General features: G+C 58.8%; 18 protein-coding genes. 10 read left to right on the top strand and 8 right to left on the bottom strand.

Features of this window, described 5'->3' with window-relative positions:
• Positions 1-90 precede the first annotated feature (90 nt).
• Entirely contained in the window at positions 91-900 is an 810-nt protein-coding gene (locus PSH65_RS28930) for a helix-turn-helix transcriptional regulator (RefSeq protein ID WP_305423874.1), read from the top strand.
• 97 nt (positions 901-997) lie between these two features.
• On the opposite strand, the gene PSH65_RS28925 is transcribed toward PSH65_RS28930, so the two are convergent.
• Positions 998-1909, bottom strand: a complete 912-nt coding sequence (locus tag PSH65_RS28925) for a LysR family transcriptional regulator (protein WP_305423873.1) — start codon at positions 1907-1909, stop codon at positions 998-1000.
• Positions 1910-2093: 184 nt separating this feature from the next.
• Between PSH65_RS28925 and PSH65_RS28920 the strand changes: the two genes are divergently transcribed.
• From PSH65_RS28920 to PSH65_RS28885, 8 genes are all read left to right on the top strand, one after another.
• Positions 2094-3584, top strand: a complete 1491-nt coding sequence (locus tag PSH65_RS28920; protein ID WP_305423872.1) for an aldehyde dehydrogenase family protein — start codon at positions 2094-2096, stop codon at positions 3582-3584.
• Positions 3585-3743: 159 nt separating this feature from the next.
• Positions 3744-5027 (top strand): FAD-binding oxidoreductase, encoded by a 1284-nt coding sequence (locus tag PSH65_RS28915; protein WP_305423871.1) that lies wholly within the window; start codon positions 3744-3746, stop codon positions 5025-5027.
• 363 nt (positions 5028-5390) lie between these two features.
• Positions 5391-6524: an ABC transporter substrate-binding protein gene (locus PSH65_RS28910; protein ID WP_305423870.1), complete on the top strand. Its 1134-nt coding sequence runs from the start codon at positions 5391-5393 to the stop codon at positions 6522-6524.
• A gap of 267 nt (positions 6525-6791) precedes the next feature.
• Positions 6792-7706, top strand: coding sequence for a branched-chain amino acid ABC transporter permease LivH (locus tag PSH65_RS28905; RefSeq protein WP_305423868.1), 915 nt, complete (start codon positions 6792-6794; stop codon positions 7704-7706).
• Positions 7707-7709: 3 nt separating this feature from the next.
• On the top strand, positions 7710-8993 hold the full coding sequence (gene livM, locus PSH65_RS28900; RefSeq protein WP_305423867.1) for a high-affinity branched-chain amino acid ABC transporter permease LivM: 1284 nt from the start codon (positions 7710-7712) through the stop codon (positions 8991-8993).
• A complete protein-coding gene (locus PSH65_RS28895; protein ID WP_305423865.1) occupies positions 8990-9862 on the top strand; it encodes an ABC transporter ATP-binding protein in 873 nt (290 codons plus the stop codon). Before livM ends, PSH65_RS28895 begins: the two co-directional genes overlap by 4 nt.
• Entirely contained in the window at positions 9859-10575 is a 717-nt protein-coding gene (locus tag PSH65_RS28890; protein ID WP_305423864.1) for an ABC transporter ATP-binding protein, read from the top strand. The genes PSH65_RS28895 and PSH65_RS28890 overlap by 4 nt, the downstream gene beginning before the upstream one ends.
• Before the next feature lie 830 nt (positions 10576-11405).
• Entirely contained in the window at positions 11406-12173 is a 768-nt protein-coding gene (locus PSH65_RS28885; RefSeq protein WP_305423863.1) for an SDR family oxidoreductase, read from the top strand.
• A 118-nt stretch (positions 12174-12291) separates the two neighbouring features.
• Here PSH65_RS28885 and PSH65_RS28880 read toward each other — a convergent pair whose 3' ends face one another.
• Complete coding sequence (locus tag PSH65_RS28880) at positions 12292-13419, bottom strand: AGE family epimerase/isomerase (RefSeq protein WP_305423862.1); 1128 nt, start codon at positions 13417-13419, stop codon at positions 12292-12294.
• A 237-nt stretch (positions 13420-13656) separates the two neighbouring features.
• Here PSH65_RS28880 and PSH65_RS28875 point away from each other — a divergent pair, with 237 nt between their 5' ends.
• Positions 13657-14958, top strand: a complete 1302-nt coding sequence (locus PSH65_RS28875) for a transposase (protein ID WP_305423860.1) — start codon at positions 13657-13659, stop codon at positions 14956-14958.
• A 50-nt stretch (positions 14959-15008) separates the two neighbouring features.
• Here the strand turns inward: PSH65_RS28875 and PSH65_RS28870 are convergent, their stop codons facing one another.
• The 6 genes from PSH65_RS28870 to PSH65_RS28845 all read right to left on the bottom strand — a co-directional run bounded on the left by PSH65_RS28870 (position 15009) and on the right by PSH65_RS28845 (position 19038).
• Positions 15009-15581, bottom strand: coding sequence for a HupE/UreJ family protein (locus PSH65_RS28870; protein WP_305423858.1), 573 nt, complete (start codon positions 15579-15581; stop codon positions 15009-15011).
• A gap of 28 nt (positions 15582-15609) precedes the next feature.
• Entirely contained in the window at positions 15610-16224 is a 615-nt protein-coding gene (gene ureG / locus PSH65_RS28865) for an urease accessory protein UreG (RefSeq protein WP_038360437.1), read from the bottom strand.
• A 23-nt stretch (positions 16225-16247) separates the two neighbouring features.
• Positions 16248-16922 (bottom strand): urease accessory protein UreF, encoded by a 675-nt coding sequence (locus tag PSH65_RS28860; RefSeq protein WP_305423856.1) that lies wholly within the window; start codon positions 16920-16922, stop codon positions 16248-16250.
• A complete protein-coding gene (gene ureE / locus PSH65_RS28855; RefSeq protein ID WP_305423854.1) occupies positions 16919-17419 on the bottom strand; it encodes an urease accessory protein UreE in 501 nt (166 codons plus the stop codon). The genes PSH65_RS28860 and ureE overlap by 4 nt, the downstream gene beginning before the upstream one ends.
• A gap of 274 nt (positions 17420-17693) precedes the next feature.
• Complete coding sequence (locus PSH65_RS28850; RefSeq protein ID WP_008009759.1) at positions 17694-18326, bottom strand: TetR family transcriptional regulator; 633 nt, start codon at positions 18324-18326, stop codon at positions 17694-17696.
• Between the two features lie 157 nt (positions 18327-18483).
• The gene (locus PSH65_RS28845; RefSeq protein ID WP_305423853.1) at positions 18484-19038 is read right to left on the bottom strand and encodes a hypothetical protein; all 555 of its coding nucleotides are present in this window, start codon (positions 19036-19038) and stop codon (positions 18484-18486) included.
• Between the last annotated feature and the right edge of the window lie 345 nt (positions 19039-19383).

Here is a 19383-nt window from a genome sequence, read left to right as displayed (position 1 = left end):
CTATCATTTTGCGCAATTTCGCAAGTTGCTTAAATGTGATGCGAGTAGCTGCTATGGTTGCGCCTTCTGACGCTGTTGTGATGGCTTAATATGCGTGATTTTCTACCTGCTAACTTAAGGCTGCTGTGTAGTCACTACCGATCTGTCGCTGAAGTCTGTAGGAAGCTTCGGATTAATCGTGGGCAATTTAATAAATACCTGTGTGGGAATAGCGTTCCAACAGCTTTTAACCTAAAGCGTATTTGTGATTTTTTTGGAGTGGAAGAGTTCGAAATAGGTCTGCCGACTGATCAGTTTGTCAACCTTATTGGTGGCAAGGCGGCGCGAATAAATATTTCTCGCGAGGTATCGGCGCCGGAACGAATACTTGAGCACCTTCGGCAACAGTCTTCTTTGCAAATAAAAGCCTACACGGGTTACTACTATGAGTATTATCACGCGATGACGGAGCCTGGCTCTATTATTTGCGCTCTGGTGCATGTATATGAAGAAGACCAGCACTTCGTGTACGAACGAAATGAGCGTTTACAAATAGTCGGCGCGGAAGAGGAGTATGAGCAGTATCGGTATGTGGGAGTAGCCTACTACCTGCAGGATCGCTTGTTTCTCATTGATTACGAATCGCTGACCTCCAACGAAGTCAGCCAAACCATCCTTATTCCTAGCTTCAAAAGCTGTATTACTCGGCTCAACGGCTTGAAAATGGGCGTTTCCGCTGCGGACCATCGCACTCCCGCGTGTTCGCGTGTTGTTTGGGAATATCTCGGTCAGGAGATCAATCGAATCGATGTGTATCGCAAGGTGCGGCTATACAGCATGGATGATCCCGTTATCGACGATGATTTGCGCGGACGCCTCGCGCAAACCAGCGTTGTCGACGGGCTCTTTGTTATTTCGTGAGGCCGCAGTGATCCTGACAAACCAGGTCGTCAGATTGAAGGGTCGCTATGCGACCCAACGGGGGCAAGCCCCCTCGCCACAGAAGTCGTGTGATATTTCAATTGTGCGGCGCATCCGGACTATCAATCTGCTCCAGCATCCACTTCACAAAATCCCGCACCTTGGGTACTTCCGCCGAATGTTCCGGATACGCCAGGTAATAGGCGTCGGTGCTGGGCATCGCATGCTTCCAGGGAATGACCAGTTTGCCGTCGGCCAATTCCTCTTCCACCAGAAACTTCGGCAGCAGCGCTACGCCGCAGCCGACCTGTGCTGCGCGAATGCACATGTAGAAAGTTTCGAAACGCGGGCCGTGGTAGCTGTGTTCAGTGTGGTAGCCCTGGCTGTCGAACCAGTCGTGCCAGGCTTGAGGCCGGGAAGCATTTTGCAGCAGGACCAGGTCAGTGAGTTGCGTAGGGTCGGTGAACGGCGTGTCCGGCAGGCTGCCCGGCGCGCAGACCGGCACCAGCTCCTCGCCAAACAGCTTCAGGCATTCGGTGCCGGGCCGAGAGCCCTGGCCAAAGTAGAACGCCAGGTCGCTGCGACCTTGCAGCAGATCATCGGCTTCCTGTTCGCTGCACAGGTCCAGATGGATCGACGGATGGCGCAGGCGCCAGCCTTTCAGGCGCGGCACCAGCCAGCGCGCACCGAAGGTCGGAGGCGTCGAGACGCGCAAGACTTCGGTATCACCGCCGTAGGAGCGCAGGTAATGGGTCGACATTTCGACTTGGGTGAGGATTTTTCGCACTTCCACCAGGTACAAATCGCCGGCGGGGGTCATTTGCAGGCGTCGGCGCACCCGGCGGAACAACAGGTGTTGCAGCAATTCTTCGAGTTGCGCGACCTGTTTGCTCACGGCGCTCTGCGTCAGGTTCAGCTCTTCGGCGGCACGGGTGAAGCTCAAATGCCGGGTCACGGCCTCGAAACACTGCAACGCGGTGATCGACGGCAAGTAGCGTTTATTCAGCATGGGTGGTCCTTTTTCTTGTTTCTCTATGCTCTTTTTTACCGGCAGATTCGCAGCATGAATAAACGGAATGATATCTCTCTTAAAGGTCGTTTGTTGGGTAACCTCCGGGGAGCTAAAACTACAGGTCTGATCAGCCGGGTTAATCCAGCTGAACGTTTTCTGTTTTTTGCTTGAGGAGTGACCCATGGTTGCCGCATTGCTTGATCGTCTTGGTGTGAACCCGGCCCTGTATCAGAACGGCAAAGTGCCGGTGCATTCGCCTATCGATGGCAGCCGGATTGCCGCCGTGAACTGGGAAGGCGCCGCTGAAGTCGAGCAGCACATCAGTCGCGCAGATCATGCGTTCGAACTGTGGCGCAAGGTGCCGGCGCCGCGCCGTGGCGAATTGGTGCGCCAATTGGGTGACATCCTGCGCGAATACAAAGCCGACCTCGGGGAGCTGGTGTCCTGGGAAGCTGGCAAGATCACTCAGGAAGGTTTGGGTGAGGTTCAGGAAATGATCGACATCTGCGACTTCGCGGTCGGTCTGTCCCGTCAGCTGTACGGTTTGACCATCGCCTCCGAGCGTCCTGGCCACCACATGCGCGAAACCTGGCACCCGCTGGGCGTCGTTGGCGTGATCAGTGCGTTCAACTTCCCGGTCGCCGTTTGGGCCTGGAACGCCACGCTGGCACTGGTCTGCGGTAACCCGGTGATCTGGAAACCGTCGGAGAAAACCCCGTTGACCGCACTGGCTTGCCAGGCGCTGTTCGACCGCGTCCTGAAGAACTTCAGCGACGCCCCGCCGCACCTGAGCCAGGTGATCATCGGTGGTCGCGATGCTGGCGAAGCCTTGGTCGATGACCCGCGTGTCGCGCTGGTCAGTGCCACCGGCAGCACCCGCATGGGCCGTGAAGTGGCGCCGAAAATCGCGGCACGTTTTGCCCGCAGCATTCTGGAGCTGGGCGGCAACAACGCGATGATCCTCGGCCCAAGCGCCGATCTGGACATGGCCGTACGGGCGATTCTGTTCAGCGCCGTCGGCACCGCCGGACAGCGTTGCACCACGTTGCGTCGCCTGATCGCCCATGAGTCGGTGAAGGAAGAAATCATCACCCGCCTGAAAGCCGCTTACTCCAAGGTGCGCATCGGCCATCCGCTGGAAGGCAATCTGGTCGGGCCGCTGATCGACAAGCACAGCTTCGACAACATGCAGGACGCGCTGGAGCAGGCCTTGAGCGAAGGCGGCCGGGTGTTCGGCGGCCAGCGTCAGCTGGAAGACAAATTTCCCAATGCTTACTACGTTTCGCCAGCCATCGTCGAAATGCCGGAGCAGAGCGATGTGGTGCGCGACGAAACCTTCGCGCCGATTCTGTACGTGATCGGTTACAACGATTTCGAAGAGGCGTTGCGCCTGAACAACGCCGTACCACAAGGCCTGTCGTCGTGCATCTTCACCACCGACGTGCGTGAAGCCGAGCGGTTCATGTCGGCGGTGGGCAGCGATTGCGGCATCGCCAACGTCAACATCGGCCCGAGCGGCGCAGAAATCGGCGGCGCGTTTGGCGGCGAGAAGGAAACGGGCGGTGGTCGTGAATCCGGTTCGGATGCATGGCGCGGGTACATGCGTCGTCAGACCAATACCGTGAACTATTCGCTGGAGTTGCCGTTGGCTCAGGGGATTACGTTCGACTGACGGCCTCCTTTGAACCCATGAAGAACACTGTGGGAGCGGGCTTGCCCGCGATAGCAATCTGTCAGTCACTCAGATGTTGAATGTGCTGACGCTATCGCGGGCAAGCCCGCTCCCACACTGAAATGGATGTGTTTGTTAGGTTTCTGTTGGAGTCTGGCAATGCCGTTACGCGAAGAGTGTCTGTGGGAAAAACTGACGCCGCAAAGGCCCGACAACGTGGCGCTCAAAGGCGAGGTGACAGTGGATGTCTGCGTCATCGGCGCCGGTTTCACCGGTTTGTCGGCGGCGGTGCATCTGCTGGAACAAGGTAAAAGTGTCTGCGTGCTGGAAGCGCATCGCGCCGGGCATGGCGGTTCGGGGCGTAACGTCGGGCTGGTCAATGCCGGGATGTGGATTCCACCGGATGAAATCGAAGCCGGTTTCGGCGAGGCGGTCGGCAGTCAGCTCAACCGCATGCTGGGTGCGGCGCCGTCGCTGGTGTTCAGCCTGGTCGACAAATACAACATCGATTGCCAGTTACGCCGCGAAGGCACGCTGCACATGGCGCACAACGCCCGTGGCGAGGCGGATCTGCGCAGTCGCGAAGAACAATGGAAACGTCGTGGCGCACCGGTGGAATTGTTAACCGGTCAAGCCTGCGAACAAGCCACGGGTACAAAAAAGATCGCCGCCGCCTTGCTCGATCGGCGTGCCGGCACGATCAATCCGATGGCCTACACCACGGGGCTGGCCAACGCGGCCATCAGCCTCGGCGGTCAGCTGTTCGATCATTCCCCGGTCACCCGACTTGAACGTCAGGGCCAGCGCTGGTCGGTGCAAACTGCCCAGGGTTCGGTGCTGGCCGAGCAGGTGGTCATTGCCTCCAACGCCTATACCGAAGGTGACTGGACGGAGCTGCGGCGCAATTTCTTCCCCGGTTATTACTATCAAGTGGCCTCGGTGCCGCTGACCGAAGACGCCGCGCAGCAGATTCTGCCCGGCGGCCAAGGTTCCTGGGATACCCGGCAGGTGCTCAGCAGTATCCGTCGCGATGCTGAAGGGCGGTTGTTGCTCGGCAGTCTCGGCAATGGCAACCAGAAACCGGCCTGGTTCCTGAAAGCCTGGGCCGACCGGGTTCAGCAGCATTACTTTCCATACCTGAAACCGGTGGAATGGGAATGCACCTGGACCGGTTGCATCGCCTTCACTCCCGATCATTTGATGCGTCTGTTCGAGCCGGCACCGGGACTGGTGGCCGTTACGGGTTACAACGGACGAGGCGTGACTACCGGCACAGTGGTCGGCAAAGCCTTTGCCGATTATTTGTGTAATGGAAATCCTCAGGCCTTGCCGATTCCCTTCGCGCCCATGCAGCCATTGGCGGGTGTGGGGCTGCGAAGCTGCCTGTATGAGGCTGGATTTTCGTTGTATCACGCGGGCCAGTGCCTGCGGATCGTGATCTGATTGTTGAAATATGTTGCTGGAAGCGGCGCTTTTCAGCGAAGCGGCTAGCCTGTAATGGTGCGGGTTGTAGCAGTTGCGCACCGGTAGTGTGCAGTTCGGTGACGCGGGCTGTTACAGGCTGGTTGCACATCGTTTGGCGCTGCGGTTGCAATGATGGCGCATGCGGGTTGCGCCTTTAAACATAAAAGGTTTCACCTCCCGCGGTTTAGACGGTTGCACGCCCAATGAAAATGGGTCCGAAACAGTCGAAATAACAATAAGGCAGCGACTTTTCCCAGAATAAAAAACCGATGGCACGGCCCTTGCTCTGAGCATTCAGAGAAGTCGCAGTGCCAACTAAAAAAAACCTTGGAGCACCACCTCATGTCCCAGACGTTTTACAAGAAAGGCTTTCTGGCCCTCGCAGTGGCAACTGCGTTGGGTGTTTCTGCGTTTGCTCAGGCTGACATCAAGATCGGCGTAGCGGGTCCAATGACGGGCGCCAACGCGGCATTTGGCGAGCAGTACATGAAGGGGGCGCAGGCAGCGGCTGATGCAGTCAACGCCGCTGGCGGTGTAAACGGGGAAAAAATCGTACTGGTCAAGGGCGATGACGCTTGCGAACCGAAACAGGCTGTGACGGTCGCCAAGGACCTGACCAACCAGAAAGTCGCTGGCGTGGTCGGTCACTTCTGCTCCTCGTCGACCATCCCGGCCTCCGAGATCTACGACGAAGCGGGCATCATCGCGATCACTCCAGGTTCCACCAACCCGGCTGTTACCGAGCGCGGCCTGAGCGCCATGTTCCGTATGTGCGGGCGTGACGACCAGCAAGGCATCGTGGCCGGCGACTACATCGTCGACGTGCTCAAGGGCAAGAAAGTGGTAGTCCTGCACGACAAGGACACCTACGGTCAAGGTCTGGCGGATGCTACCAAGGCCCAACTGGTCAAGCGCGGCGTAACGCCGGTGCTGTACGAAGGCCTGACTCGTGGCGAGAAAGACTTCAGCACCATCGTCACCAAAATCCGCGGCGCTGGCGCCGATGTCGTTTACTTCGGTGGACTGCACCCGGAAGCCGGTCCTCTGGTTCGTCAACTGCGTGAGCAAGGTCTCAAAGACGTCAAGTTCATGTCCGACGACGGCATCGTAACCGACGAACTGGTGACCACCGCTGGCGGTCCGCAATTCGTTGATGGCGTACTGATGACCTTTGGCGCCGACCCACGCCTGCTGCCAGACAGCAAGACCGTAGTGGATGAATTCCGCAAGAAAGGCACCGAACCTGAAGGCTACACCCTGTACGCCTATGCTTCGGTCCAGACCCTGGCCGCAGCCTTCAATGGTTCCAAATCCAACAGTGGCGAGAAAGCCGCCGAGTGGCTGAAGAAAAATCCGGTCAAAACCGTGATGGGCGAGAAGACCTGGGACGCCAAGGGCGACCTGAAGGTCTCCGACTACGTGGTTTACCAGTGGGACAAGGATGGCAAATACCACCAGCTGGAAAAACAGAAGTGATATGAGCGTGTGACCGGTCTGTGGCGAGGGAGCTTGCTCCCGTTGGACTGCGCAGCAGTCCTGTTTTAGGGGCCGCTTTGCGACCCAGCGGGAGCAAGCTCCCTCGCCACAAAAATTGTGTCCACCGTTATTTAGCTGACTGGTTCCGCCAGAAGGCTCGTCTGTCTTTTCTCGTAGAGCTGCACACAACCTTGTTGCGCCGGCGGTTGAATCCCGGTCCGACGCATCCGGTTTCTGTGCAGTCTCTCAAATGCGTGAGATTGCGTTATGGATGGTATTTTCCTGCAGCAACTGGTCAACGGCCTGACCCTCGGGTCGGTCTATGGCCTGATCGCCATCGGCTACACAATGGTCTACGGCATCATCGGCATGATCAACTTCGCCCACGGCGAGGTTTACATGATTTCCGCTTACCTCGCGGCAATCAGTCTGGCTCTGCTGGCGTACTTCGGTATTGAATCCTTCCCGCTGCTGATGCTCGGTACCCTGATCTTCACCATCGTTGTCACAGCGGTGTATGGCTGGGTCATCGAACGCGTCGCCTACAAACCCCTGCGCAACTCCACCCGGTTGGCTCCGCTGATCAGCGCCATCGGGATTTCGCTGATCCTGCAAAACTATGCACAGATCGCCCAGGGCGCCAAGCAACAAGGGGTTCCCACCCTGCTATCAGGGGCCTGGCGAGTCGAAGTCGGCACAGGTTTTGTGCAGTTGACCTACACCAAGGTGTTCATTCTGATCGCAGCCTTTGTCGGGATGGCCCTGCTGACCTACGTCATCAAGTACACCAAACTCGGCCGTATGTGCCGCGCGACCCAGCAAGACCGCAAGATGGCTTCGATCCTGGGGATCAACACCGACCGGGTGATTTCCTACGTGTTCATCATCGGTGCAGCCATGGCGGCGCTGGCCGGTGTGCTGATCACCATGAACTATGGCACGTTCGACTTCTATGCCGGCTTCATCATCGGGATCAAGGCGTTCACCGCCGCGGTGCTCGGTGGGATCGGCTCGCTGCCGGGCGCCATGCTGGGCGGGATTATCCTCGGGATTTCCGAGTCGCTGTTCTCCGGTCTGGTCAACTCGGACTACAAAGACGTATTCAGCTTCTCGTTGCTGGTGCTCGTTCTGGTCTTTCGGCCTCAAGGCCTGCTCGGCCGTCCTCTTGTGTCGAAGGTGTAAGCGATGTCTTCAACCACTAAAAAAACCATTGATCTCAAAAGAAGCCTGGTTGATGCGATTCTCGCCGGCCTTGTTGCCCTGATTGTGTTTGGCCCGATTGTCGGCGTGGTCCTCGATGGCTATGGCTTCAATCTGGAAGCGACCCGGGTGGCATGGATTGTCGCCATCGTCATGGCCGGTCGCTTTGCCTTGAGCCTGTTCCTGCAAACTCCCAAGGGCCTGAGTATCCTCGAAGGCTTTGAAAGCACCGGCTCCGGGGTGCATGTACTGGCGCCTGACTACAAATCGCGGCTGCGCTGGATCATTCCGGTGATGATCGTCATCGCCGTGGTGTTTCCGTTCTTCTCCAACTCCTACCTGCTGGGCGTGGTCATCCTCGGGCTGATCTACGTGCTGCTGGGCCTGGGGCTGAATATAGTGGTCGGCCTGGCGGGGTTGCTTGACCTGGGTTACGTGGCGTTCTACGCCATCGGCGCTTATGGGCTGGCGCTCGGTTATCAATACCTGGGGCTGGGCTTCTGGACGGTGTTGCCCTTGGCGGCGATCATCGCCGGCCTGGCTGGGTGCATTCTGGGTTTCCCGGTATTGCGCCTGCACGGTGACTACCTGGCAATCGTGACCCTGGGCTTCGGTGAAATCATCCGGTTGATCCTCAACAACTGGTTGTCCCTGACCGGTGGCCCGAACGGGATGGCGGCACCGTTGCCGACGTTCTTCGGCATCGAGTTCGGCAAACGAGCGAAGGAGGGCGGAGTTCCGTTCCATGAGTTCTTCGGCATCGCCTATAACCCGGACGTGAAGTACTACTTCATATACGCGGTGTTGTTCCTGGTGGTGCTGGCCGTGCTTTACATCAAGCACCGCTTGACCCGCATGCCGGTTGGTCGGGCGTGGGAAGCCTTGCGTGAAGACGAAATCGCCTGTCGTTCCATGGGCCTGAATCACGTACTGGTCAAGCTGTCGGCGTTCACCATCGGCGCATCGACTGCCGGTCTGGCCGGAGTGTTCTTCGCCACCTATCAGGGTTTCGTCAACCCAACCTCGTTCACCTTCTTCGAATCGGCACTGATCCTCGCCATCGTGGTACTCGGCGGCATGGGCTCGACCATTGGCGTGGTGATCGCGGCATTCGTGCTGACCGTCGCCCCGGAATTGCTGCGTGGCTTCGCTGAATACCGCGTGCTGCTGTTTGGCATCCTGATGGTGTTGATGATGATCTGGCGACCGCGCGGCCTGATTCGAATCAGCCGTACCGGTGTGACCCCGCGTAAAGGAGTAGCGCCATGAGCGAAGTCGTACTCTCGGTCGAAAACCTGATGATGCACTTCGGTGGCATCAAGGCGCTGAGTGACGTCAGCCTGAAGGTCAAGCGCAACTCGATCTTCGCGCTGATCGGCCCCAACGGCGCAGGCAAGACCACCGTATTCAACTGCCTGACCGGGTTCTACAAAGCGTCCGGCGGGCATATAGAGCTCAACACCCGTGGGGTGAAAACCGACGTCATCAAGATGCTCGGTGAGCCGTTCAAGGCAACCGATTTCGTTTCGCCGAAAAGCTTTATCGGCCGACTCCACTACAAGATGTTCGGTGGCACGCACCTGATTAACCGTGCCGGTCTGGCGCGGACGTTCCAGAACATTCGCCTGTTCAGGGAAATGTCGGTGCTGGAAAACCTGCTGGTGGCCCAGCACATGTGGGTCAACCGCGGCATGCTGGCCGGTATCCTCAACACCAAGGGTTACCGCAAGGCCGAAAGCGATGCACTGGACCACGCGTTTTACTGGCTGGAAGTGGTGGATCTGGTGGACTGCGCCAACCGTCTGGCCGGTGAACTGTCCTACGGTCAGCAACGCCGTCTGGAGATCGCCCGGGCCATGTGCACCCGACCGCAGATCATCTGCCTCGACGAACCGGCCGCCGGCCTCAACCCTCAGGAAACCGAAGCGCTGAGCGCGATGATCCGGCTGCTGCGCGATGAGCATGATCTGACCGTGGTGCTGATCGAACACGACATGGGCATGGTAATGAGTATTTCCGACCACATCGTGGTGCTGGACCACGGCGTTGTCATCGCCGAGGGCGGGCCTGAAGCGATTCGACACGATCCGAAAGTGATTGCCGCCTACCTGGGCGCCGAAGAAGAGGAAGTGGTATGAGTGCACCCATCCTCGAACTCAAGAATCTGGACGTGTTCTACGGGCCGATCCAGGCCCTGAAAAAAGTCTCGTTGCACATCAATGAAGGTGAAACCGTCAGCCTGATCGGCTCCAACGGCGCCGGAAAATCGACCCTTCTGATGTCGATCTTCGGCCAGCCGAGGGCGGCTGACGGGCAAATCGTCTATCAGGGTGTGGATATCACTCACAAATCGTCCCACTACATTGCCTCCAACGGTATTGCTCAATCGCCGGAAGGCCGGCGGGTGTTCCCTGACATGACTGTCGAGGAAAACCTGTTGATGGGCACCATTCCGATCGGTGACAAGTACGCCAAGGAAGACATGCAGCGCATGTTCGAGTTGTTTCCACGGCTCGAAGAGCGGCGTACCCAACGCGCCATGACCATGTCCGGCGGCGAGCAGCAAATGCTTGCCATCGCACGGGCTCTGATGAGTCGGCCAAAACTGTTGTTGCTCGATGAGCCGAGCCTGGGCCTGGCGCCGATTGTGGTGAAACAGATCTTCGCGACCCTGCGGGAACTGGCCAGCACTGGCATGACTATCTTCCTGGTGGAGCAGAACGCCAACCACGCCCTCAAGCTGTCGGACCGGGCGTACGTGATGGTCAACGGCGAGATCCGCCTCAGCGGCACCGGCAAGGAGCTGCTGGTGAACGATGAAGTGCGTAACGCCTACCTCGGCGGCCACTGAGTTCACCGTAGCAACAAACAAGCCCCGACGAGCAATCGCCGGGGTTTTTTCTATCTGTAAAACACCACCAACCCTGTGGGAGCGGGCTTGCTCGCGAAGGCGGTGTGCCAGGCAACATTGATGTCGGCTGACACTCCCTCTTCGCGAGCAAGCCCGCTCCCACAAGGAGCGCGGGGAAATTGTGGAAAACAATATTCATGACCTCTCAAAGCGCGACATAAAGCCGCTGCAAATTGCTGTTTTGTCACGGTTTTGACTTGTCCCCGTTTGCTGTGGAGCTGGCTGTGAATAACGTGGGAGTAGCTGGCTGAAAGCCTTTGAATCCGTGGCTTGCAGAGATATGGTTGTTTTCTGATCAGGTGTTTTTGCAGGACCTCGAGCCGGCTTTGTCAACCTTTTTGTTAGGGGCAAACAGGGTATGAATCGAGGTGGGCAAGCCTGTGGATAAGTCTGTGGTTAAACTCTGGAAAGAGTCGGCTGAGGGCCGTAGTTACTGGCTTGGCGCCATCGTCGGTTTGACCGTCCGGTCGTGCAAATTGCCCGGGGTTACACAGCAGGCACCCGAGGGTCAAGCAAAAAACTTTCTAATATGCCCGCAAAGCCTTGTGGACAGCGGCTTGCAGCTTTTGCACTTGCCCCCGGAAACTGTGGGCCGGCCTGTGGATAAGGTGCGCGTACATGGCTGCAAGCCACAGCGCATATGGCGTTGCCGGTGTTGATTGTTTTTTGTACGGTTTTTGCGATGGTTGCCGCTGTGGACAAGGCCGGGCATGCTGGCAACTGATTTTCTATTCCAAGGGCTGTCGATCAGCCGAAGCAAGGAGAACACGATGTCCAACACCCTGTTTATTACCGGCGCGACCTCCGGTTTTGGTGAAGCCTGTGCCCGTCGTTTTGCCGAAGCCGGCTGGAAACTGGTGCTGACAGGTCGTCGTGAAGAGCGCCTCAATGCCCTGTGTGCCGAGTTGTCGCAGCAGACCGAGGTCCATGGGCTGGTGCTCGACGTACGGGATCGCAAAGCCATGGAGGAGGCGATTGCCAACCTGCCGCCGTCCTTTGCCAAATTGCGCGGGCTGATCAACAACGCCGGCCTGGCCTTGGGCGTGGACCCGGCCCCCAAGTGCGATCTTGATGATTGGGACACCATGGTCGACACCAATATCAAAGGCCTGATGTACAGCACTCGTCTGTTGTTGCCACGTTTGATCGCTCACGGTCGTGGCGCCAGCATCGTCAACCTTGGTTCCATCGCCGGCAACTACCCATACCCGGGCAGCCACGTGTATGGCGCGAGCAAGGCGTTCGTCAAACAGTTCTCTCTGAACCTGCGTTGCGACCTGCAAGGTACGGGCGTGCGGGTCAGCAACATCGAGCCGGGCCTGTGCGAGAGCGAGTTCTCGCTGGTGCGTTTCGCCGGTGACCAGGAGCGTTACAACGCCACTTACGCCGGCGCCGAGCCGATCCAGCCGCAAGACATCGCCGAGACCATTTTTTGGGTGCTCAACGCACCGGCCCACATCAACATCAACAGCCTCGAGCTGATGCCGGTGAGCCAGACCTGGAGCGGGTTTGCCATTGAGCGTAATACGAAGGCTTAAGACCGCGTAACGGCCATCGCGGGCAAGCCACGCTCTCACAGGGTTTGTGTTGACTCGCTATTTCGCGAACGACACAAACCCTGTGGGAGCGGGCTTGCCCGCGAAAGCAATCGCCCGGTCAGCGCAAATACTCGACCAACCCGCGATAACAGGTTGCCAAATGATAAGGCGTAGTCGAAGGCATGTCCTTGCGGCTCACTTCGCCATGCTCATCGCGACACTCATACCAGCCGCCCGCATGCAAAAAGCGTTGTTGCAGCGCCTGCAATTGGTGTTGCACAGAGGCTTCGCTGCCCGGGCGCAAAGTCAGGGCACGCAGGTATTCAGCCTGGGCCCAGATGCGCTGGGTCGCATCACGAGGATGGTCATCCAGTTCCAGCATCGCGCGCACAGCCCCGGTATGTTGATCCACGCCCAGTTGCTCGGTAAACGTAAAGGCGCGATCCAGCGAGGCATGCAGCTTGGAGCCGCGCAGTAATGGTGAGGACTCCAGCAGGAAGTACCATTCGAACTGATGGCCTGGCTCGAACCAGTTATCCACAGCGCCCAGCGGCTTTTCCATCAATACCGCGTGTTGCGGATCGATGAAGCGCTTCTGCATGGCTGTGCATAACTCGATAAGCGCGCTCTGCACAGCAGCGTCCTCGCGCACTGAAAGGATGGCGAGAAAGGCTTCGGCCAAATGCATCAATGGATTCTGCAGCGGCCCGGAGTTGAGCGAGGACCAATCACGGTCCAGGCTGGCTTCGTACAGGCCGTCGCCTGTGGCGAAGCGCTGCGCCACCACTTCCAGCGCGGCGTTGAGTACCGACTCCACCAGCGGTTCGCGAACCTTTTCCCAATAATGGGCGCAGGCGAACAGGATGAAGGCGTGGGTGTAGAGGTCTTTGCGCTGATCCAGCGGCGCACCTTGCGGGTCGATGCTGTAGAACCAGCCGCCATGCTCGGCATCGTGGAAATGCTGTTGCAAGGATCGGAACAGTGCCGCCGCCCGTTCTTCGGCCTGAGGCACTTGGCCGATCAGGCTGGAAAACAGGTACAGCTGCCGCGCGCAAGCCATGGCCCGGTAGCGCTGAGGGGGTAGCGGTCGATGCTCGGCGTCCAGCGCTTCATACGGCAATGCCATGTCGGCGTTCCAGCCGGGGCCTTGCCAGAGCGGCACGATCACGTCCTGGAAGTGCTGTTGCACCGAGGCGAACAGGGCGGTCAATTCAGGCTGGGAAGCAGAGCGGGAAACAGAGGGCATTGGCTGGCGTCGTCACGGCAGGGGCGATTGCGCGACATGGTAGCAGAGAGGCAGGCTTGAGAGAGGCGGTGTCTGATCGGACGCTATCGCGGGCAAGCCCGCTCCCACAGGGATCATCGGTATTCACACGATCTGTGCTGGCGGCGAATATCCTGTGGGAGCGGGCTTACCCGCGATGAGCATAGGTATCTACACATCTCCCGATCCTGGTCTATAAAGGGACGGCATGGATATCAAATGACCGGGCTAGATGCCCGACTGACAAAACGATACGACGAGTTAGTCATGGGACACAGTAATGGACTACCGGCGCTGGCCGCCGGGATGAAAGCCTTGCCGCGAAGCGACAAGGCTTTTGCACAGACGCAAGCCCTTTGGCGATTTTTGAGCAATGACCGGGTTCGGCCCGTTGACCTGGTTAAACCGCTGCTGGCGCTGGCCCACGAGGGTTGTCGGGATGACTGTGATGATTACGCGCTGGTCATGCACGATTGGTCTCGGCTCAATTACATGCACCACCACAGCAAGGCTGATCGCCTGCAAATGACCCACCGGGGCGACATCGGTTACGAGCTGCAAAGCAGCCTGCTAGTCACCGACCGTGACGGTGCACCGATCTGTACTCCCGCTCAAAATCTGGCGACCAAGGACGGCGTGCTCAGCACGCGAGCCGAAGAAGTGCTGGTCCCTGAGAAGCATCTGCATGAACTGACACAACGTATCACTTGGCTGGAACAGCAGAATTTTGCCAAGCCGCTTGTCCATATCGTGGATCGAGAGGCTGATTCGGTCGCTCACCTGAGGCAATGGCAGGCCGAGGGTCGGCAATGGCTGGTGCGAGTCAAGGCCGGTTCCACGGCCAGTCATGCAGGTCAATCGAGGGCCCTGAGTCAAATTGCTCGCGAGATGACCTACCGCAAAACTCGCAAGGTGGACTACAAAGGAAAACCGGCCATTCAATGGGTGGGAGAAACCGCCGTCGTGCTGACTCGCCAAGCCCAGCCTTTCACCAAAGACAGGGCCGACCGCAAGACGCTGCGCAAGTCTGGTGAGCCGTTGCCGGCCCGGCTCGTCGTGAGCCGAATACTGGGAGCCGATGGTCACCTGCTGGCCGAATGGTATTTGCTGAGCAACCTTGAGCAAGAGGTCGCAGATGAACGATTGGCGCTCTGGTATTACTGGCGCTGGCGTATCGAGTCCTACTTCAAACTGCTTAAAGGGGGTGGGCATCAGCTGGAAAACTGGCAGCAAGAGAGCGGTGAAGCGGTGTTCAAACGGCTGTTGATCGCCAGTCAGGCATGTGCTGTCAGTTGGCGTCTGATGCGGGCTAAGGGGGAGTTCGCTGAGCAAACACGGGATTTTTTGGTCCGTCTGTCTGGTCGACAGATGAAGCGCTCGCAGCCGGTGACGGCTTCCGCGCTGCTGGCCGGTTTATACATGCTTTTGGCCATGTGCGAGACATTGGAACAATACACGCCCCAGGAACTGGCGGGTTTTGCTAAAGAGGCCATCGGCTGGGTGGCCAGCCGAAGACTTTAGAGATGTGTAGATACCTATGCCGCGATGAGGCCGGTTCAGGCGCTAAAGAATCAACCCGCCAGCAACCACACCCCAGTAGCCGCCGAAGCCGCACCCGCCAGCCGAACCAACGGTGCCGCCGCCTGAGGCAGCACTCGAACCACCGCAAAACCCGCTGCATGCAACGCCGCCGTCGCCACCACAAACCCAACCGCATACGCCCACGGGCTCGACATCTCCGGCAACTCCAGACCATGCGCCACGCCATGAAACAGCGCGAACAACGCGGTCGCAGCCACCGCCAGGCTCAACGGCGGACGCACCGCTAAAGCCACCGCCAGGCCCAATGCCAATACCGATGCGGCAATCCCGCTTTCCAGCGCCGGCAGGTTCAACCCTTCAAAACCCAGCAGGCCGCCGATCAGCATAGTGCCCACGAACGTGCACGGCAGCGCCCAGCGCGCGGCGCCTTTCTGCTGCGCGGCCCACAACCCCACGGCAACCATTGCCAGCAAGTGATCGAGGCCGCCGATCGGGTGGCTGATGCCGGCCATCAAGCCATTGTCGCCATGGCCCGGGTGAGCGAACGCGATGGCCGGGCTCAGCAGCAGGGCCATGGCGCCCAGAATGCGTTTCAGTGTCATGGATAAGCTTCCTTGTTGATAAGTGTGATCAGGCCGCAGTCAGCAAGCCCTGGCGTTCGATGAAGGCTATGATTGCTTCCAGGCCCTGGCCGGTTTTCTGGTTGCTGAAGACGAACGGTTTGCCGTTGCGCATGCGCTGGGTGTCGCTGTCCATCATCTCTAGCGAGGCGCCTACCAGCGGCGCCAGGTCGATCTTGTTGATCACCAGCAAATCGGATTTGCAGATCCCCGGCCCGCCCTTGCGCGGCAATTTGTCGCCGGCCGAAACATCGATCACGTAGATAGTCAGGTCGGACAGTTCCGGGCTGAAGGTCGCTGAGAGGTTGTCGCCACCGGACTCCACCAGAATCAGATCCAGCCCGGGAAAACGCCGGTTCAGTTGATCCACCGCTTCAAGGTTGATCGAGGCGTCTTCGCGGATCGCCGTGTGCGGGCAGCCGCCGGTTTCCACGCCGATGATTCGCTCGGGCGCCAAGGCTTCGTTGCGCACCAGGAAGTCGGCGTCTTCGCGGGTATAGATATCGTTGGTCACGACGGCGAGGTTGTAGCGGTCGCGCAGGGCCAGGCACAGGGCAAGGGTCAGGGCGGTTTTGCCAGAACCGACCGGGCCGCCGATGCCGACGCGCAGGGGTTGTGTGTTCATGTGATTCTCCAAATGAAAAGGCGCTAGGAACGGAACAGACGGCTGTACTGGCGCTCATGGGCCATGCACGCCAGGGACAGGCCGAAAGCGGCGCTGCCAGAGTGTTCGGGGTTGATTCGGGTGGCGTCTTGCTGCGCCTGTTGCAGCAGCGGCAGCAGTTCACTGGTCAGGCGCTGGGCAGCTTGTTGGCCCAGGGGCAGGGTTTTCATCAGCACCGCCAATTGGTTTTCCAGCCAGCTCCAGAGCCAGGCGGCCAGCGCATCATGCGGGCTGATCTGCCAGGCGCGGGCCGCCAGCGCCCAGCCAAGGGCCAGGTGCGGTTCAGGGCATTGGTCGAGAAAGGCCCGGGCCGGCGCATCCAGTTCCGGTAAACCGTTGAGCAGTTGCTTCAGCGAATAACCCATCTGTCGACTTTCCTGATGCAACTCGCGGGTCTCCCGGCTGGCGCGATGTTCTTCGCAGCGTTGCAGCAGTTCGGCCCAGTTTTCTTCGGCCGCAGCAGTGCAATGGGCAAGCAGTAGCGGCGCTTCGAAACGTGCCAGGTTCAGCAGCAACTGATCGCTGATCCAGCGCCGCGCGCTGTCGGGATCGTCCACGCGGCCGTTATCCACAGCCATCTCCAGACCCTGGGAATAGCTGTAGCCGCCAATTGGCAGCTGCGGGCTGGCCAGACGCAGCAGCGCCCAGGCTGGGTTCATAAGCGCACGCCGAACTGGTGCAGTTTCGGTGGGTAGTTGAAATCCTCGTCACCGTGCCGCGAATGGTGATGGCCGCCACCGTAGGCACCGTGTTCCGGCTGGAACGACGCTTCGATGTTCTCGGTGTTGGCGCCCAGTTGCTCGAGCATGGCCTTGAGCACGTAATCGTCGAGCAGGCGCAACCAGCCATCGCCGACTTGCAGAGCCACATGGCGGTTGCCCAGGTGATAGGCGGCGCGGGTCAGTTCAAAGGCGTTGGCGCAGGTGACGTGCAGCAGTTGTTCGGGGCGAGCGCAGACGCGAACGACGCGCCCGTCTTCTGCTTGCAGGCATTCGCCGTCATACAGCGGCGGCTGACCGCGCTCCAAAAACAACCCGACGTCTTCACCCTCGGCACTGAAACAGCGCAAACGGCTTTTGCTCCGGGCTTCGAAAGTCAGGTGCAGCTCGGCGGCCCAGACGGGTTGAGGGTCGATTCTGCGATGAATCACCAGCATCGGAAGGCTTCCAGCAATGGACAATGCTCAGGGATAGAGCAAGGGGCTTGCCAATCGGGTGAGAGGTAGGAAATGCCTGTCGGAGCGAGGAGGGAGACTCACGATGTTGCAGGGTTTTGATTGAAGTTGGTGCGAGAGGGTTTTTTGCGCACCAAATTGCAGCGAATGCCTGTGTGGGAGCAGGCTTGCTCGCGAAGGCGGAGTAAAAGGCTACTCAGATGTTGAATGTGATGGCCCCTTCGCGAGCAAGCCCGCTCCCACAGGGTGAAGTGCGTTACTCGGTGCTGCCGAGGCCTTGCCAGTGTTTTAGGCCGATGAAGATGAAGCGCAATTGCTGCGTGATCTTCGCCTGCGGCGTCAAATGCTCGGGTAGCGCCTCGGCCGGGGGATCAATAATGTCGGGCAGTGTCGCGAACACGCTTTTGACGATCAGATCAGCCATGACACTCAAACCGGCGATGTCCAGATGCTGCAGTTTCGGCATCAGCGACAAGTCAGCCGCCAAATCCGAGCTGATGTCCTCGCGCAAGCGGCCAATGGCCTGACGGACCGGCAGCGATCCGCCGTACTGTTCGCGGGCAAGAAACAGAAACTGCGAGCGATTGGCCGTGACCACGTCGAGAAAGATTCGTACCGAGGCGTCGATGATGCCGCCCATGACGAACTCGTTATGGCGCACCAGGCGGATGGTTTCACGGAAGGTCTGACCGACTTCGCTCACCAGCACCAGACCCAGTTCATCCATGTCGGCAAAATGCCGGTAGAAACCGGTGGGTACGATCCCGGCGGTTCTGGTCACTTCGCGCAGGCTCAGGCTGCCGAATCCTCGGCCGCTTTCCATCAAGTGGCGAGCAGCGTCCATCAGGGCGTTGCGGGTCTGTTGTTTCTGTTCGGCGCGGGGCAGCATCGCAAGGGTGTTTTCTGGACAGGGACAGCGGCGCACTCTAGCAAATCGGCTTCGCTGGCGTCGAACGACTATCGGGGGATCACGCGGGGAAATGCAGCTTCTATAAAGTCAAAAGCCCAATCCGGGGATTGGGCTTTTTTTCGGGGCCGCCATGGGCTTAGCTCACAGCGCTGTTGCGTTCGATCACACGGTCACCACCACCTTCAGCCAGGGTTTGGCCTTGTGGAGTGCGATCGGAACCACCTTCAGCAAGGGTTTGACCTTGTGGGGTGCGATCGGAACCGTCAGCAGCCAGGGTTTGACCTTGTGGAGTGCGGTCGGAACCGTCAGCAGCCAGGGTCTGGCCTTGTGGAGTGCGATCGGAACCATCAGCGGCAAGGGTTTGACCTTGTGGAGTGCGGTCGGAACCGTCAGCAGCCAGGGTCTGGCCTTGTGGAGTGCGATCGGAACCGTCAGCGGCCAGCGTTTGACCTTGTGGAGTACGATCCGAGCCATCTTGAGTGATCAGGCCTTTTTCTTTCAGGCGATCATTGCCGCCTTCGGCCAGGGTCTGACCTTGTGGGGTGCGGTCGGAACCATCAGCGGCGACGGTCTGGCTGAACACCGAGTGGCTGTCTTTGACTTGTGGAGTGGCCTGATCAGCGGCCGGCAAAGCAAAAGCAGTGCTGGCTAACATCGAGAGGGTCAGGCTAAGCAGGAATTCGCGTTTCATGATGGGTTGCTCCTTGGGAGGGCGATAAAGTGGGTACGAGGGCAATGCTACTCTCGATAAGTCGATATAAAAGTTCATAAAGGCAATGGTAATAATCAACAGAATTGATTGTTCGGCCGCGGCGCTCTAGAACGGGTGTTTCCGGCGAGTTTTTTTGCACTGGGGTGGGTATTTTCGACCCACCCTCGCCTCGCAAAAGTGCGGGTGCAGTAACGCCGGATGAGGGAGCAGGGTGTCCCCAACCGATTATTTGAGTGTTAAGCGCCTATTCGGTTAAACCTGCGTGCCATTTCCCAGTCCTAAATGTCATGGCAGGCCGGTTCTGGCCTAACGTTTCATCAGTGC

The sequence above is a fragment of the Pseudomonas sp. FP603 genome (assembly GCF_030687415.1).
Classification (GTDB): domain Bacteria; phylum Pseudomonadota; class Gammaproteobacteria; order Pseudomonadales; family Pseudomonadaceae; genus Aquipseudomonas; species Aquipseudomonas wuhanensis.
This window is presented reverse-complemented; position numbering and strand designations above follow the sequence as displayed.

Coding starts and splice junctions, on each gene's coding strand:
- PSH65_RS28930 (WP_305423874.1), top strand. CDS start 91: ATGCGTGATTTTCTACCTGCTAACTTAAGGCTGCTGTGTAGTCACTAC.
- PSH65_RS28925 (WP_305423873.1), bottom strand. CDS start 1,909: ATGCTGAATAAACGCTACTTGCCGTCGATCACCGCGTTGCAGTGTTTC.
- PSH65_RS28920 (WP_305423872.1), top strand. CDS start 2,094: ATGGTTGCCGCATTGCTTGATCGTCTTGGTGTGAACCCGGCCCTGTAT.
- PSH65_RS28915 (WP_305423871.1), top strand. CDS start 3,744: ATGCCGTTACGCGAAGAGTGTCTGTGGGAAAAACTGACGCCGCAAAGG.
- PSH65_RS28910 (WP_305423870.1), top strand. CDS start 5,391: ATGTCCCAGACGTTTTACAAGAAAGGCTTTCTGGCCCTCGCAGTGGCA.
- PSH65_RS28905 (WP_305423868.1), top strand. CDS start 6,792: ATGGATGGTATTTTCCTGCAGCAACTGGTCAACGGCCTGACCCTCGGG.
- livM (WP_305423867.1), top strand. CDS start 7,710: ATGTCTTCAACCACTAAAAAAACCATTGATCTCAAAAGAAGCCTGGTT.
- PSH65_RS28895 (WP_305423865.1), top strand. CDS start 8,990: ATGAGCGAAGTCGTACTCTCGGTCGAAAACCTGATGATGCACTTCGGT.
- PSH65_RS28890 (WP_305423864.1), top strand. CDS start 9,859: ATGAGTGCACCCATCCTCGAACTCAAGAATCTGGACGTGTTCTACGGG.
- PSH65_RS28885 (WP_305423863.1), top strand. CDS start 11,406: ATGTCCAACACCCTGTTTATTACCGGCGCGACCTCCGGTTTTGGTGAA.
- PSH65_RS28880 (WP_305423862.1), bottom strand. CDS start 13,419: ATGCCCTCTGTTTCCCGCTCTGCTTCCCAGCCTGAATTGACCGCCCTG.
- PSH65_RS28875 (WP_305423860.1), top strand. CDS start 13,657: ATGACCGGGCTAGATGCCCGACTGACAAAACGATACGACGAGTTAGTC.
- PSH65_RS28870 (WP_305423858.1), bottom strand. CDS start 15,581: ATGACACTGAAACGCATTCTGGGCGCCATGGCCCTGCTGCTGAGCCCG.
- ureG (WP_038360437.1), bottom strand. CDS start 16,224: ATGAACACACAACCCCTGCGCGTCGGCATCGGCGGCCCGGTCGGTTCT.
- PSH65_RS28860 (WP_305423856.1), bottom strand. CDS start 16,922: ATGAACCCAGCCTGGGCGCTGCTGCGTCTGGCCAGCCCGCAGCTGCCA.
- ureE (WP_305423854.1), bottom strand. CDS start 17,419: ATGCTGGTGATTCATCGCAGAATCGACCCTCAACCCGTCTGGGCCGCC.
- PSH65_RS28850 (WP_008009759.1), bottom strand. CDS start 18,326: ATGCTGCCCCGCGCCGAACAGAAACAACAGACCCGCAACGCCCTGATG.
- PSH65_RS28845 (WP_305423853.1), bottom strand. CDS start 19,038: ATGAAACGCGAATTCCTGCTTAGCCTGACCCTCTCGATGTTAGCCAGC.